10 protein-coding genes are annotated in these 14,013 nt (G+C 69.3%); 5 read left to right on the top strand and 5 right to left on the bottom strand.

Annotated elements, in window-relative coordinates; translation table 11 throughout:
* Window positions 1-35: 35 nt before the first annotated feature.
* The 3 genes from ACE3TL_RS04770 to ACE3TL_RS04760 form a co-directional block, all read right to left on the bottom strand.
* Window positions 36-1,625 (bottom strand): methyl-accepting chemotaxis protein, encoded by a 1,590-nt coding sequence (locus ACE3TL_RS04770; RefSeq protein ID WP_374577579.1) that lies wholly within the window; start codon window positions 1,623-1,625, stop codon window positions 36-38.
* 217 nt (window positions 1,626-1,842) lie between these two features.
* The gene (locus ACE3TL_RS04765) at window positions 1,843-2,634 is read right to left on the bottom strand and encodes a hypothetical protein (RefSeq protein ID WP_374577578.1); all 792 of its coding nucleotides are present in this window, start codon (window positions 2,632-2,634) and stop codon (window positions 1,843-1,845) included.
* A gap of 238 nt (window positions 2,635-2,872) precedes the next feature.
* Window positions 2,873-4,456: an AMP-binding protein gene (locus ACE3TL_RS04760; protein WP_374577577.1), complete on the bottom strand. Its 1,584-nt coding sequence runs from the start codon at window positions 4,454-4,456 to the stop codon at window positions 2,873-2,875.
* A gap of 423 nt (window positions 4,457-4,879) precedes the next feature.
* On the opposite strand from ACE3TL_RS04760, the gene ACE3TL_RS04755 reads away from it, so the two are divergent.
* The 4 genes from ACE3TL_RS04755 to ACE3TL_RS04740 all read left to right on the top strand — a co-directional run bounded on the left by ACE3TL_RS04755 (window position 4,880) and on the right by ACE3TL_RS04740 (window position 12,284).
* The gene (locus tag ACE3TL_RS04755; protein WP_374577576.1) at window positions 4,880-6,667 is read left to right on the top strand and encodes an ABC transporter ATP-binding protein; all 1,788 of its coding nucleotides are present in this window, start codon (window positions 4,880-4,882) and stop codon (window positions 6,665-6,667) included.
* On the top strand, window positions 6,664-8,511 hold the full coding sequence (locus ACE3TL_RS04750) for an ABC transporter ATP-binding protein (RefSeq protein WP_374577575.1): 1,848 nt from the start codon (window positions 6,664-6,666) through the stop codon (window positions 8,509-8,511). The genes ACE3TL_RS04755 and ACE3TL_RS04750 overlap by 4 nt, the downstream gene beginning before the upstream one ends.
* A 100-nt stretch (window positions 8,512-8,611) precedes the next feature.
* Window positions 8,612-10,273 (top strand): M28 family metallopeptidase, encoded by a 1,662-nt coding sequence (locus tag ACE3TL_RS04745; protein WP_374577574.1) that lies wholly within the window; start codon window positions 8,612-8,614, stop codon window positions 10,271-10,273.
* 16 nt (window positions 10,274-10,289) lie between these two features.
* Window positions 10,290-12,284, top strand: coding sequence for a TonB-dependent receptor (locus tag ACE3TL_RS04740; protein WP_374577573.1), 1,995 nt, complete (start codon window positions 10,290-10,292; stop codon window positions 12,282-12,284).
* Window positions 12,285-12,306: 22 nt separating this feature from the next.
* On the opposite strand, the gene hisI is transcribed toward ACE3TL_RS04740, so the two are convergent.
* Complete coding sequence (gene hisI, locus ACE3TL_RS04735; protein WP_374577572.1) at window positions 12,307-12,705, bottom strand: phosphoribosyl-AMP cyclohydrolase; 399 nt, start codon at window positions 12,703-12,705, stop codon at window positions 12,307-12,309.
* A gap of 131 nt (window positions 12,706-12,836) precedes the next feature.
* On the opposite strand from hisI, the gene ACE3TL_RS04730 reads away from it, so the two are divergent.
* On the top strand, window positions 12,837-13,739 hold the full coding sequence (locus tag ACE3TL_RS04730; RefSeq protein ID WP_374577571.1) for a DUF817 domain-containing protein: 903 nt from the start codon (window positions 12,837-12,839) through the stop codon (window positions 13,737-13,739).
* Window positions 13,740-13,785: 46 nt separating this feature from the next.
* On the opposite strand, the gene ACE3TL_RS04725 is transcribed toward ACE3TL_RS04730, so the two are convergent.
* Window positions 13,786-14,013, bottom strand: a 228-nt coding sequence (locus ACE3TL_RS04725; RefSeq protein WP_374577570.1) for a GTP cyclohydrolase I, incomplete at its 5' end; no start/stop codon positions are given.

Genomic DNA, 14,013 nt, shown 5'->3' with positions numbered 1-14,013 from the left:
GTTTCGCCGTGCGGACGCCGGGGCCGCAGGGGGCTCTAGAACTCCTCCCATTCGTCGGCGGCCGCGGCGAGCTTGGCCTGGGCGGCGCGGGCCGGGCTGCGGGCCGGGGCGTGGCGGCCGGCCTGGGCGACCTGCGGCCGCGCGCGGGTCGGGGCCGCCGCCGCGGACGCGCCGGTGTTGAAGCGGGCGACCAGGCGTTCCAGTTCGACGCCCTCGCCCTTGAGGCTGGTCGCCGCGGCGGTGACCTCCTCGACCATGGCGGCGTTCTGCTGGGTGACCTGGTCCATCTGGTTCACCGCGCTGTTGACCTCGTTGAGGCTGGTCGACTGTTCGTTGGCCGATTGGGCGATCTCGGAGATCAGGCTGTCGATCTCGGCGACCTTGGCCACGATGCCGCTGAGGGCTTCGCCGGTATCGCCGACCAGCTTCACGCCGCGGGCGACCTGGGCCGTGGAGTTGGAGATCAGGGCCTTGATCTCCTTGGCCGCATCGGCCGAGCGCTGGGCCAGGGCGCGGACTTCCTGGGCGACGACCGCGAAGCCCTTGCCGGCGTCGCCGGCGCGGGCGGCTTCGACGCCGGCGTTCAGGGCCAGAAGGTTGGTCTGGAAGGCGATCTCGTCGATGACGCCGATGATCTGGGTGATCTGGCCGGAGCTCTGCTCGATCTCGCCCATGGCCGCGACCGCGCCGCGGACCACTTCGCCCGAATGGCTGGCGTCTTCCTTGGCGGTGGAGGCGGCGGAGGAGGCCTGGCGCGCGCCCTCGGCGCTGCGCTTGACCGCGGCGGTCACCTCGTCGAGTGCGGCGGCGGTTTCTTCGAGGCTGGCAGCCTGCTGCTCGGTGCGGTGGGAGAGGTCGTTGGAGGCGGCGGCGATCTCGTCAGAGCCGTTGCGCAGCGCGCCGGTGGATTCGGAGATCGCCCCGATGGCGGCGCGCAGGCTCTCGACCGCGGCGTTGAAGTCGGTGCGGATCTGCTCGTGGGCGCCGGTGAAGTTGGCGTCGATGCGGGTGGTGAGATCGCCCTCGGCCAGCCGCTTGAGGCTCGCAGCCAGGGTCGCGACGATCCGGTTCTGCTCTTCCTCGGCGGCGCGGCGCTGGGCGTCGGCCTCCTGGCGGGCGGTCTCCAGCGCCTCGAGATAGACCGAGATGCCGAAGTCCATGTCGAGCAGGGTGGCCTTGATCAGCGCGCTCAGTTCGGCGGCGGTCTGCTTGGAGCCGGCGTTCTTCGAGCCGAAGCCGCCCTTGGGCCAGCGGGCGGCGAGGATCTTCTCGACCAGGGTCTCCAGCACCAGGGCGTAGCCGCCGATGTACCAGCGCGGCTCCAGGCCGATCTTGGCGTGGACTTCGCCGACCGTGGTGACGGCGGCGACATAGCGGTCGTCGAGCACGCCGCTGGAGATCGTCTCCCAGTGGGCGAGCTGCTTGTTCTTGGCGCTGGTGATCTGGCTTTCGCCGCTGAAGAACCGGAGCGTCTGCGGGGTCTTGCGGACCGACTCATAGAAGCGGTCGAGCGCGCCCGGCAGCTCCTTGACGATGATCGGTTTGACGCCGCGGATGTCCTGCAGGGCGTCCGGCGTGAGCCTGATGAAGTCCAGCCGCTCGGCCAGGGCGTTCGACGAGGTCATGATCCCCCCCTTGGGGATATATCCTTTGGTGAGGGTCATGACGCCGAGGTTTGGTTAAGATCAAAATAACGCCGTGTTATGATAAGTGAACATCATGTGTTTATTTTGCGCAAAATACGCAATCTGCGCACGGTCGGCGTAACTTTACTATGATAACTTAAGCAACCGGCCCGAGCGGCGCGGTCGAGGAACCGCGTAATTTACGTATGAGGCGTTTTCAGACGTCCAGGCCGAGGTCGATGTGCAGGCGCTTTCGGGTGGCGGCCTCGAACGCCTCGGGCCAGTCCAGGCCAAGATCGGCCGCCAGCCGCCGGGCGCGGGGCAGGAAGAGGGCGGCGATGGCGCGGTTGGCGGCGATGATCGCGGCTTCGTCGGCGGCAGGCGGGGCGATGGCCTCCAGCGCCGCGCGCTGGTCGTCGGTCAGAAAGGCGTTGAGGCGCTTGACGCCGCGCGCGCCGGGCGGAAGGGCGGTCTCCTCGAGGAAGAGGTCGACGGTGAGCTGGCGCAACAGGCCGAAGCCCTGCTGGGCGACGATCCATTCCTGGCGGGCGACCGCGACGGGCAGCAGGCCAAGGATGCGGATGAACTCGTGGGCGATGGCCAGGACCTGCGCCGGCGATCCGGCGTCGCGCCTGCGCTCGCGGGGCGGCGGGGCCTCATCCAGATCGCCGGCCAACCGCCGCAGGGAAGCGCCGTCCTGGACCGCAAATTCGGTTGGGGTCACAAACGCGATGTCGAAGCGCATCCAGTCGGGGGTGATCGCCGAGACGATGCGGCCGTGAACGAGTTGGCTGAACACCTGGGGCGGCATGTCCTGGCGCGTACGGTGGAAATCGGCGATCAGGGCGGGAAGGTCGGCGGCCTCGGCCACCACGGTCAGGTCGATGTCGCTCCAGGCGTCGCCCTCGCCGCGGCCAAGGCTGCCCGACAGCCACAGCGAGCGCACGCGCGGGTCGGCGGCGAGAACGGCCCTCAGTTCTCCGAGCAGGGCTTCGTGTTCAGCAGTCATGGACAAGCCTCCGGTCGGTGGAGGTTCGCCCGCCCGGCCCGGCGGCGGCAAGCGACTTCGCGGCCGGATGTTCGTGACTTAGAGCGTGATCCGTTTCGATAGCCTCGGGTCAGGCTCGAGACTCTTTGGATTCAGAGCATTTTCTGCGCCGAACCGGCGTCCATTTCGGCGGAAAATGCTCTAAGGACCCGAGGCTTTACGCGCCATCCCGGCTGGTCCGGGATGGCGCGGAGCTTTGCTAGATCTGCCGGGTGCGGCCTTCCCAGTAGGGGGCGCGGACCTTGTTGCGCTGGACCTTGCCGGCCTCGGAGCGGGGCAGGTCGTGGACGAAGTCCAGGCTGCGCGGCACCTTGAACGAGGGAAGGGCCTTGCGGGCGAAGTCGAGGATCTCCTGGGCCAGGGCCTCGGAGGGCTGGTAGCCGGGCTTCAGCAGGATGACCGCCTTGACCTGTTCGCCCCACTCGTCGTGGGGAACCCCGACCGTGGAGCTGTCGGCGACGGCGTCGTGCTTGATCAACTCGTTGTCGATTTCCTGCGGATAGATGTTCACGCCGCCGGAAATGATGGTCTCGGCGTTGCGGCCGGTGAGGAACAGGTAGTCGTCCTCGTCGAAATACCCCACGTCGCCCATGGTGAAGAAGTCGCCGACCCGGTTGGCGGCGGTCTTGGCGGCGTCCTTGAAATAGGTGAAGCCGCCGCCGGGCGGGAGCTGGTGATAGATGCCGCCGGGCACGCCGGGCGGGCAGTCGTTGCCTTCTTCGTCGAGGATGCGGACTTGCAGCAGGGCCGGGCGCTTGCCGACGCTGCCCGGCTTCTTCAGCCACTCCTCGGAGGAGATGGTGAAGCCCGCGCCGCCTTCGGAGCCGGCGTAGTATTCCGACAGCACCGGGCCGAACCATTCGATCATGGCGTGCTTGACCTCCGGCGGGCAGGGCGCCGCGCCGTGGACGATGTATTTCACATGGTCGACCGGATACTTGGCCTTCACCTCGTCCGGCAGGGCCAGCAGGCGCTGGAACATGATCGGGACCAGGTGCAGGTGGGTGATCTTCTGCTCGGAGATCGTGCGCAGGACCAGTTCGGAATCCCACTTGTCGAGGAAGTGCAGCGGGGCGCCGGCGCCCATGGCCGCACGGATGTCGAAGGCCAGCGGCGCGGCGTGATAGGCCGGGCCGGCGCAGAGCTGGATCGAATTCTCGTCATAGCCGCGCAGGGCGTACATCGAACTCGGCGTGACGGGAGGGTTCTCGCGGTACACGCCCTTGGGCCGGCCGGTGGTGCCGGAGGTGTACATCATCTGGTTGCCGAGCACCGGATCGGAAATGTCCGAGCCGTCGAGCGGGGCGATGGCTTCCTCGTAGTCCTGGAACCCGGCGATGGGGCCGCCGACCGCCAGTTTCAGCACCACGTTCGGGCACTGCGCCACCACTTCGGGCAGGACGGCGATGCGGGCCTCGCCCACCAGCACCTTGGCCTCGCAGTCGTTGACGATGTAGGCGATCTCGTCGGCGGTCAGGTGCCAGTTGACCGGGGTGATGCGCAGGCCCGACCGCAGGGTGGCGGCCTGGACCTCGACGAACTCGGCGCGGTTGGAGCAGACGATGGCGAGCGCGTCGCCCTTGCCCAGGCCATGCTGGCGGAAGAGGCGCGTCAGCTTGTTGGCCACGGCGTTGACCTCGGCGAAGGTGCGCGAGGACCCGTCGGGGTTCACGACCGCGACCTTGTCCGGCGTCAGCCGCGCCCAGACGGCGGTGGTCATGCCGACGGCGGCGGCCTGGTCCAGGGTTTCTTCCAGGCTGGGGCGCTCTTTCAAATCTTCCATCAAATCCTCCCGACGCCGCGCGCCGCGAAGGCATGCGCCAGCGTTCTTTATCTATGGCCCGCGGCGGAAATCTTCCGACCCGCCAGCACGAAATATGGGCTGCAGCATGGGGTCGCTTCCGTATCGGAAGCCTACCATGACAGGGCCGGGCCGCCACGACAACGGCGCCTGTTATCCAAACATTGATCGGATCGCCCGAGGCCGGTCCTGATCGTCGGCCGCCCCAGGCCGATGCCTAGAAGTTTTTTCGACACTCGCGCTAAATTTGCATCCGAGGTCAAAACGGGTCTGGCGCGGCGCGTAAAGCCGCGCCAAAATGATCCGCATACTTCAGATTGGAATCTTGCCATGGGCGAGTCACACCCCTCCAGACGGGGTGCGCGCGTCGCTGACTCCAGCCCGCCGCGGGTGGATGTCAGCGAGATGCCGCGCGTGCTGCAGCGGATTTCGGCGCTCGCCCTGCGCTATCCAGGCCGGCTGGCGCTGGCCATCGCCTGCTCGGTCGGGGCGGCTGCGGCTTCCCTCACCCTGCCGCGGCTGTTCGGGGCCGGGGTCGATCACGCCGGAGCGCTGCTGAAGGCCGGCGGCGCGCAGGCGGGTCAGGCGCAAAGCGCGCTGGTGGGCGTGGCCTTGCTGGTGATCGCCGCCACCATGGTCCGCGGCCTGCTGACCATGACCAGCGGGTACCTCGGCGAATATGTCAGCCAGAGGGTCGGCTACGACCTGCGCCTGCAATATTTCCAGCAGTTGCAGCGGCTGAGCTTCGGCTTCCACGACCGCATCCATTCCGGCGACCTGATCACCCGCGGCATGCTCGACCTGGAGGGCGCGCGGGTCTTCATCCAGAATGGGCTGATGCAGTCGGTCTCGCTGGTGCTGCTGCTGGGTTTCTCGGCCTGGATGATGCTGTCCACCGACCTGGTCATGGGCGCCATCGGCCTGGCCTTCGCGCCGATCGCCGGCTGGGCGCTGGCGCGGATGGGCTTCCTGCTGCGGGTCACCTGGCTGCGGGTGCAGGAACTGATGGCCGTGCTGACCCTGACCATGGAGGAGAACCTCCAGGGCATCCGGGTGGTGCGCGCCTTCGCGGGCAAGCGGTTCGAGATGGCCAAGTTCGACAAGGCCTCGCTGGATGCGCTCGGCTACGCCTACATGCGGATCACCCTGCGGTTCCGGGCCGTGTCGGTGATGACCGTCAGCTTCTACGGCTCGATGGGCCTGCTGCTGTGGTACGGCGGGCACAAGGTCGTGGACGGGACCATGAGTGTCGGCCGCCTGACCGAGTTCCTCACCTACATGACCCTGTTGCAGACGCCGATCCGGCAGATCGCCATGATCTTCAACGCCGCGGCGCGGGCGACGTCCTCCGGGGCGCGGGTCTTCGAGGTGCTGGACCTGGAGCCGGAGATCGCCGACGCGCCGGGCGCGCGGCCGCTGGCGCCCACCGCGGGCACGCTGCGGTTCGACAATGTGAGCTTCACCTATGCGCCCGGCGCCAAGTCGGTGCTGAGCGACGTCAGCTTCGAGGTGCGGGCGGGCGAGACCCTGGGGATCGTCGGCGCGCCGGGCAGCGGCAAGTCGACCATCGCCAACCTGATCCCCCGCTTCTACGACGTCAGCGAGGGCGCGATCACCATCGACGGCCAGGACATCCGCGACGTGACGCTGGAATCGCTGCGCCAATATGTGGGGCTGGTGCAGCAGGAGGCGTTCCTGTTCGACGCCTCGATCGGCCACAACGTCGCCTATGCCGATCCCTGGGCTGAGGACGAGGCGATCCTGGGCGCGGCGCGCACCGCCCAGATCCACGACCACATCGCCGGCCTGCCCGAAGGTTACGAGACGCGGGTTGGCGAGCGCGGCGTGGCGCTTTCCGGCGGCCAGCGCCAGCGGATGAGCATCGCGCGCGGCGTGGCGCCGGGACCGGGCCTGATGATCTTCGACGACTCGACGGCGGCGATCGATGCGGTCACCGAGCGGCGGGTGCGCGAGGCCCTGGCTGAGGCGACCGCAGCCAAGGCGACGATCATCATCGCCCACCGATTGTCGTCGCTGATGCACGCCGACCAGATCCTGGTGCTGGACGAGGGCCGCATCGTCGAGCATGGCCGCCATGCCGAGCTGGTGGCGGCCGGCGGCGTCTATGCCGACCTCTACGAGCTGCAGACGCGCGCCGACGCCGAGGCGGTGCTGGACGAGGAGGTCGCATGAGCCAGGCCGAACCGCGCAAGCCGAGAGCCTCGCTGGGCTCGTCCGAGGGAGAGGACATCTTCGGGACCTTCGACGCCGGGGTGGCGCGGCGGTTCCTGTCCATGCTGAAGCCGCATCGGCGCTCGTTCATGATCGCGGTGGTCGCGGTGCTGGCCTCGGCCGCTTCGGTGGTGACGATTCCGGCGCTGATCGGGCGGGCGGTGAACGCGGCGGTGGCGCGCGACGGGGCGCTGCTGGACCACACCCTGATGGTCTTCGGCGCGCTGGTGATCGTCTATTCGGCGGCCTTCTTCCTGGAGCAGTGGCTGTCGGCGCGGCTGGCCCAGCGGGTGATCTTCGACATCCGCCGCCAGATGTTCGAGCATTTCCAGGACGTGTCGCTGTCGTTCATGGACAAGACCCATGTCGGGCGGATCATGGCCCGGCTGCAGGGCGACGTGAACGCCTTGCAGGAGTTCCTCGAGAGCTCGACCGGGGCGATCGGCGACCTGGTCATGCTGATCGGGATCGCCGCGGTGCTGGTCAGCATGGACTGGAAGCTGGGTCTTCTGACCCTGACGGTGCTGCCGGCCCTGATCGCCATCCGCGCGGTCTGGCTGCCATTCTCCAAGACCAGTTTCCGCGATGCGCGCGATGCGTCCTCCACCGCCAATTCGGCCCTGGCCGAGAACATCAACGGCGTGCGCACGGTGCAGGAAAGCCGCCGCGAGGCGCTGAACTTCGAACTCTATCGCGAGAAGGCGCTGGAGAACTTCAACGCCCAGGCCCATGCGTCGTGGATGACCCAGATCATGGTGCCGACCGTCGACATCCTGACCGGCCTGGCCATGGCCATCGTCATCGTGATCGGCGGCAATGCGGTTCTGGGCGGCCGGCTGGAGGTGGGGGTGATGGTCGCCTTCATCTTCTATGTGCAGCGGTTCTTCGATCCGGTGCGGATGCTGTCGATGCAGTACACGGTGATGCAGCGGGCGATGGCCGCCGCGCACCGCATCTTCGAGGTGCTGGACGTGAAGGTGACGATCCAGGACGCGCCGGGCGCGCAAGCCCTGCCGGCCGATGCGGCGACGGTGGAATTCCGCAACGTGACCTTCGGCTACGATCCCAAGCGGCCGATCCTGCACGACGTCAGCCTGAAGGTGAATCCGCGCGAGGTGGTGGCCCTGGTCGGGCCGACGGGATCGGGCAAGACCTCGATCATCGCGCTCGCCCACCGCTTCTACGAGGTCGATCAGGGCCAGGTGCTGGTCGGCGGCCGCGACGTGCGCGACGTGACGCTGGATTCGCTGGGCCGGACCATCGGCATGGTGCTCCAGGAGCCGTTCCTGTTCACCGGCACCATCGAGGAGAACATCCGCTACAACACCGAGGGCGCGAGCTTCGAGGACATCGTGGCGGCGGCCAAGGCGGTGGCGGCGCACGACTTCATCATGCGCCTGCCCGATGGTTATCAGACGCGGCTGGGCCAGCGCGGGCGCAACATCTCCATGGGCCAGCGCCAGCTCATTTCGTTCGCGCGCGCCCTGGTGGCCGATCCGCAGATCCTGATTCTCGACGAGGCGACGGCGAACATCGATTCCTTCACCGAACAGGCGATCCAGAAGGCGCTGAAGGTGCTGTTCGCCGGGCGTACCTGCATCGTCATCGCCCACCGGCTGGCGACCATCCGCGACGCCGACCGGATCATCGTGCTGCAGCAGGGGCGCATTCTGGAGCAGGGGCCGCACGACGAGCTGATGGCTGCCGGCGGGCTCTATGCACGGCTCTACACCTCGGCCCACGCCTCGTTCGACGACCAGGCGGTGGCGACGACGGGCGATGCGGAATTCGCTACGCGGACGTGAGCGCCGGGGTTCCTGCCCGCTGGGGAGTGTTCGGCGACTTCCGTCGGAAGGAGGCGATGGGTAGGGTCGCGCTACCCATGGCTATCTCGGAGTCGTCCTCATGATCCGCACCAGCGCCGCCGCCCTGGCCCTTTCGCTGCTGGCTTCGAGCGCCCTGGCGCAGGGGGCGGGGCCGATCGATCCTGCGCGGTTGTCGGACATCACCCGGACGCTGGCTTCGGACGCGTTCGAAGGGCGCGGGCCCGGAACGGCGGGCGAGGACAGGACGGTCGAATACCTGGTGCGGGAGTTCAAGGCCCTGGGCCTGGAGCCGGCCGGGGACAAGGGTCGCTTCACCCAGGACGTGCCGCTGGTGCGCTTCCAGGTGAAAGACGGCGGAAGCTTCTCCTTCGACCTGAAGGGTCAGGCGCGGCCGCTGGAGCGCAATCGGGACATCGCGCCTTCGACCCAGCGGCCGGTGGACCGAGTGAAGATCGACAAGGCGCCGCTGGTCTTCGTCGGCTATGGCGTCACCGCGCCCGAGCGTGGCTGGGACGACTTCAAGGGCGTCGACCTGAAGGGCAAGATCGCCGTCTTCCTGATCAACGATCCCGATTTCGAGGCGCAGGCGGGCGAGCCGGTCGCGGGCAAGTTCGGCGGCCAGGCGGCGACCTACTATGCACGCTGGACCTACAAGTACGAGGAGGCCGCGCGGCGCGGGGCGCTGGGCGCGCTGATCGTCCACGAGGCGCCGGGCGCGGGCTATGGCTGGTCGACGGTGGTCGCCTCGAACGGCGAAGGCTTCGATATCGTTCGCGCCGACCCGGCCAAGGAGAAGGTGCTGCTGCAAGGCTGGCTGAGCGGCGAGGCCTCGCGCGAGCTGTTCGCCGCGGCGGGCCAGGATTTCGAGGCGCTGAAGACCGCGGCGCGGCGGGCGGACTTCCAGCCGGTGGCGCTGGAGGGCGCGAGCTTCTCGGCGAGCTATGGCGTGGAGCATGCGCGCATCGTCAGCCGCAACGTGATCGGCAAGATCACCGGCGCCAAGCGGCCGGCCGAGAGCGTGATGTTCGCCGCCCACTGGGACGCCTATGGGGTCGGCGCGCCGGACGCGCAGGGGCGCACCGTGCGGCCAGGCGCCCTGGACGACGCCATCGGCGTGGCCGGGACCATGGAGATCGCGCGGGCGTTCAAGGCCGGGCCGCCGCCGGAACGGACCCTGGTCTTCGCCGCCTGGACCGCCGAGGAGCGCGGGCTGCTCGGCTCGGAATATTACGGCGTCCACCCCACCACGCCGCTGGAGACCATGGCCGCCAACCTGACCATGGACGTGCTGCAGCCGAACGGCCGGGCCAAGGACGTGGTGCTGATCGGCGCCGGCCAGAACGCCCTGGAGGACATGCTGGCCAAGGCCGCCGCCGCTCAGGGACGGACGGTGACGCCGGACGCCCATCCCGAGCGGGCGTTGTTCTACCGCGCCGACCATTTCTCGCTGGCGCGGCGGGGCGTGCCGGTGCTGCTGCTGATGGGGCTGGGCGGCGGGGCCGACCTGGAGAACGGCGGGCGGGAGGCCGGCGACAAGTGGGTCAGCGACTACACCGCCGATTGCTATCACAAGACCTGCGACGCCTGGTCGGCCGACTGGGACCTGACCGGCGCGGCCGAGGACGTGGCGCTGTTCTACGAGATGGGCAAGGACCTGGCGAACGGCCGCGACTGGCCCAACTGGAAGGACGGCTCGGAGTTTCGGCCTCTGCGCGACGCCAGCGCGGCTTGGCGGCGCTGAAGGCTCGTCCGCTTCCATGCCTGTCGATATTCCGCCGTCCGTCGCGCCCGTCGTCGTCGAGGCCCCGCGCCTGCCGCCGCTCGCGGGGGAGGCGGCGTTTTCCGTGCAGAGTTTCGACGGGAGCGAACTGGTCCGGTCGCTGCGGCTGGATGAGGCGCTGAAGCGCTCGCCCGGCGTCTCGCTGTTCCGGCGAACCGGCAGCGAGGCGGCCAATCCGACCATCCAGGGCCTGTCGCTGCGGGCCGTGGCGCCCTCCGGCGCCGGCCGCGCCCTGGTGACGCTGGACGGCGCGCCGCAGAACGATCCGTTCGGCGGCTGGGTGATCTGGTCGGCCCTGCCGGGCGAAGGGCTGGACGGGGCGGCTGTGATCCGCGGCGCAGGAGCCGGGCCCTATGGGGCCGGCGCGCTGACCGGCGTGGTGGCGCTGCGCGAGGCCGGCGCGCGCGAGGGGCTGACGGCGCTGTCGGTCTCGGCGGCCGAGCGCGGCGGCTTGCGGGCGGCGGCGGCGTTCGGGACGGAACACCTGCTGATCACCGCCAGCGGTTCGACCACCGACGGTTACCGGCCCGTGCGCGGCGCCAAGGCCGGCGCGGCCGATACGCCGACGACGCTGGAGGACGCTTCGCTGGCCGCGCGGTTGCAGGGTGAGCGGGACGGCGTCGACTGGGCCGTGCGCCTGGGCGCCTTCGAGGAACGGCGCGGGGCGGGATTGGCCGGGGCGCGGTCCATCGCCAGCGGCGGCTCGCTGACCCTCACCGCGGCGCGCCCGCCGCAGGACGGGGAGAGCGGCTGGCGGGTGCAGGCCTGGCTGCGCTCCAGCGACCTGAAGAATTCCTCGGCGGCGGTGGGGGCTGGGCGCGCCTTCACCACGCCGGCCAACGACCAGTATGCGACGCCTGCGCTCGGCTATGGCCTCAACACCGCCTGGCAGGCGCGTTCGGGCGCCTGGTCGTGGGAGCTGGGCGCCGACCTGCGTGCGGCGCAGGGCGAGGTGCGCGAGCGCTTCCGCTATATGAACGGCGGCTTCACCCGCGGGCGCGTGGCCGGCGGGAAGACCCTGGTCGGCGGCGGCTATGCGGAGGCGGCCTATGCCGGCGAGGACACCATCCTGACCGGCGGGGCGCGGATCGACGGCTGGCGCTCCAGCGATGCGATCCGGCGCGAGCGCGACCTGGAGGGCGGGGCGATCCTGCTGGACCAGGCGCCGGCCGGCAGTTCGGGGACGACCCCGACCGCGCGGCTGGGCGTCAAGCAGCGCCTGGCCGGCGACGCCTGGCTGCGCGGGGCGGCCTATGCGGGCTTTCGGCCGCCGACCTTGAACGAACTGCACCGGCCGTTCCGAGTCGGCAACGACGTGACCGAGGCCAATGGCGGGCTGAAGCCGGAGACGCTCTACGGGGTGGAGGCGGCGCTGGTGGGCGAGGGGGCGGTGCGCTGGTCGATGGGCGTCTTCTACAACCGGCTGCAGGACCCGATCACCAATGTCACGGTCGGCTTCGGCCCGGCCACCTTTCCGACCGCTGGCTTCATTCCGGCTGGCGGGGTGCTGCGCCAGCGGCGCAACGCCGGGGAGATCGAGGCCTGGGGGCTGGAGGGCGACATCGCCGCCGACCTCGGCCCGGCCTGGCGCGTCCAGGCAGCGTTCTCGGCGACCAGGGCCGAGGTGGACGGCGGGGCCGCCGCGCCGCAACTGACCGGCAAGCGGCCGGCTCAGACGCCGGAACTGACGCTCACCGCCGGGGCGACCTGGCGGGCGAGCGAGCGGCTGACCCTGAGCGGCGATGCCCGCTACGAGAGCGGGCGGTTCGAGGACGACCTCAACACCCGCAAGCTGGCGGCCGCCTGGGCGCTGGACCTGCGCGCGGCGTGGAAACTGTCGGCGGCGAGCGAGGCCTATCTGGCCGCCGACAACCTGCTGGATGCGGACATCGAGGTGGGAGAGACGGCGGACGGCGTCGAAAGCTACGCCGCTCCGCGCACCCTGCGGGTGGGGTTCACCCTGCGCCGCTGAGGCTGGTCAGGCTTGTTCGACTTCAGGGCCTTTCAACCAGCCGGCCGTCTTCGACCACGCGGTAGAAGCACGAGCGGAAGCCGACGTGGCAGGCGCCGCCGTCGCCTTGCGGCAGCACCTTCAGCCACAGGCAGTCCTGGTCGCAGTCGACGCGCATCTCGACCACCTTCTGGATCTGGCCGCTGGTCGCGCCCTTGTGCCAAATTTCATTGCGCGACCGGCTGAAATAGACCGCCTCGCCCAGTTCCAGCGTGCGGGCCAAGGACTCGGCGTTCATGTGGGCGAACATCAGCACCTCGCCGGTCTGGGCATGGGTCGCGATGGCGGCGATCAGGCCGTTCGCATCGAACCGAGGGCTCAGGATTTCGCCGCGCTCGAGCGCGGCCTTGTCGGGGGCGGTGGGAAAGCTCGCTTGGGTCATGGCGCGCATATGGCGCGCGAAGCCAGGCTCGCGCTAGGGTCCTTCCCGCTGAAGATGGCTCATGGCGGGCTCCAGACTCGAAGACTCGGCCCTGTTGACTTGATTCAAGCCAACCCGGACAGGGGCTGTCCATGAGCCTGAAGGACCAGATCAAGGCGCAGGTCGCTCGCTTCGACGCCATGGCGCGGCCTTGGGCGGAGCGCGGGCGCTGGCGGGGCTACGCCTACGAATTCCTGCTGTTCGGCCTGAAGCAGGCCTGGGCCTGCCTGTTCGGCGGGGCGATGCTGGCCCTGCTCATCCTGACCGGCTTCTTCTGGCCCGAACATGCGCCGGTCGCCCGTTACGACTTCCTGGTGGTCGCGGCCCTGGCGATCCAGGGCATGCTGCTGGCCACCCGGCTGGAGCGGTGGGAGGAGGCGCTGGTCATCCTCATCTTCCACCTCGTCGGCACGGCGATGGAGGTCTTCAAGACCGCGCACGGGTCCTGGACCTATCCGGAGCCGAGCCTGCTCCGGATCGGCGGCGTGCCGCTGTTTTCGGGGTTCATGTACGCCTGCGTCGGCTCGTACATGGCGCGGGCGATCCGGCTGTTCGAGATCAGGTTCGAGCGGTATCCGCCGCTGTGGGGGCCGTGGGTGCTGGCGGTGCTGGCCTATGCGAACTTCTTCACCCACCACTACCTTCCCGACATTCGGGTCGGCCTCTACGGGCTTTCGGCGGTGCTGTTCGGCCGGGCCTGGTTCCAGTTCACGCCGGACCGCAAGATGCGGCGCATGCCCATGCTGCTCGGCTTCCTGCTGGTGGCGGTGTTCATCTGGATCGCCGAGAACGTGGGGACCTTCACCTCGGCATGGCTCTATCCGAGCCAGAAGGACGGCTGGAGCCTTGTGCCCCTCGGCAAGCTGGGGGCGTGGTATCTGCTGATGATGCTCAGCTTCGTGCTGGTGACGCTCGTCCATCGCCCGGAGCGGGCGGCCGCGAGGGCGTCGGCTGGCGGTCCTCCTAAGGCGGCGGTCGAGGATCGGGTCTTCTGAAGCTTCACGGCCGTGGCGCAGGGCGCCACGGCTCGCCGAAGACGGCTCAGCGCTTGTTGACGAAGTCGAGGAAGCGCTGGCGCAAGGTCGCGTCGGTCTTGAACACGCCCGTGAACTGGGTGGTGATGGTCGAGACGTGGCGGTGGTGCACGCCGCGGGTGGTCATGCACTGGTGGGCCGCGTCGATCAGGATGGCGACGCCGGCCGGGCGCAGGCTGTCGGTGATCGCATCGGCGATCTGCTGGGTCATGGTCTCCTGGGTCTGCAGGCGGCG

This window comes from Phenylobacterium sp. (assembly GCF_041920015.1).
In the GTDB taxonomy this organism is placed as follows: domain Bacteria; phylum Pseudomonadota; class Alphaproteobacteria; order Caulobacterales; family Caulobacteraceae; genus Phenylobacterium.
The sequence above is the reverse complement of the archived record's forward strand: the minus strand, read 5'-3'. Positions and strand labels throughout refer to the sequence as shown.